This window comes from Aerococcus sp. L_32, from assembly GCF_050689315.1.
Map to the genome: position 1 here is coordinate 1 of NZ_JBOEQF010000485.1, position 1,427 is coordinate 1,427.

A 1,427-nucleotide genomic window follows, 5' to 3' on the forward strand; every position below is an offset into this window, starting at 1 on the left:
TGTGGCTGCTCTTTGATCGCTGGCAAAGTCAACGAGGGTTGTATCCGTTTCATGGCCGACTGATGAAATAATAGGAATGTCCATTTTGCGGACGGCACGAACGACCTTCTCCTCGTTGAAAGGCCACAAGTCTTCAATCGATCCACCACCACGGCCGATAATCACTGTGTCATAGTCACCGTGTGCGGACACCCGTTCTAAATTCTTCACCAGTTCGTCGGCAGCATGCTTGCCTTGGACTGCGGTTGGGTACAAGGTCAATTGCACGATCGGGTACCGACGCTTAACGGTTGTAATGATATCTCTAATTACAGCACCTGATGGCGAAGTAATGACTGCGATATTTTTTGGAAATCTTGGAATCGGCTTCGGATCAAAATGAAAAAGGCCTTCTTCAGTTAACTGTTTCTTTAATTGCTCATAGCGTTGGTAAAGAGCACCCACACCATCTGGCTCAAGGTGGTCAACATACAACTGGTAACGCCCAGTCGCATTAAAAACACCGATACGACCGATTGCTAAGACTTTCATTCCGTCTTCTAAATCAAATTTCAGCTGGTTAAAAGCATTGGCAAACATGACCCCAGATAATACTGCATGATCATCCTTTAAGGAGAAATACTGATGCTTAGCGCGTTTTCTAAAATTTGATACTTCACCTGTTACGTAGACCTGATGTAAATAAGGGTCCTTTTCAAACTTGGTTGCAATATATTGCGTTAACTGGCTAACGGTTAAATAATTCTTATCAGACAATACCTGTCACTTCCTCTAATCTATCAATCATCTGTTTAAATACCATTAATTTGGTGACTGGTCCAACACCGCCTGGCACCGGTGTAATGGCATGGGTTTTCTCAGCGACATTTTCAAAATCTACGTCACCAGTAACTTTACCATTTTCATCATATGTAGTCCCGATATCAATTACAGTTGTACCTGGTGAAACCATATCTTCTGTTAAAAATTTCGGAATACCAACGGCAACACAAATAATATCAGCAGACCGCGTTAATTCAGCCATATTTTCCGTTTGACTGTGGGCAACCGTTACCGTAGCCCCACGTTGTAACATCAAATCTGCTAGTGGTTTTCCAACGATTGTAGACCGGCCAATCATAACAGCGCGTTTCCCTCTAAAAGTCGTATTTACTTCGTCCATCAAGGTGATAGCAGAAAGTGGTGTATTCGGTACCCGACTTTGATTACCGGCTAATAGGTTTCCTAAATGTACTGGGTGAATGGCATCTAAATCTTTATCTGGATCAATCGCAATATTAATTTTTTGTACGTCAATTTGTTTTGGTAAAGGCATCTCAATCATGATACCTTGTACTGTTTCATCTTCATTATATTGTTGGATAACCGCCAACAATTCTTCTGTTGTTGTATTACTTGGGCAAGAAATTAATTCGTTTGCCACACCA

At 41.8% G+C, this 1,427-nt stretch carries 2 protein-coding genes; both read right to left on the minus strand.

Translation table 11 applies throughout. The features are described from left to right. Positions 1-756: exodeoxyribonuclease VII large subunit (gene xseA, locus ACRCJ0_RS14080; RefSeq protein ID WP_431390857.1), on the minus strand; the 756-nt coding region annotated here is incomplete at its 3' end. Then, positions 749-1,427 (minus strand): bifunctional 5,10-methylenetetrahydrofolate dehydrogenase/5,10-methenyltetrahydrofolate cyclohydrolase (locus tag ACRCJ0_RS14085; RefSeq protein WP_431390858.1); only part of this gene is annotated, 679 nt, incomplete at its 5' end. The genes ACRCJ0_RS14085 and xseA, both read right to left, overlap by 8 nt.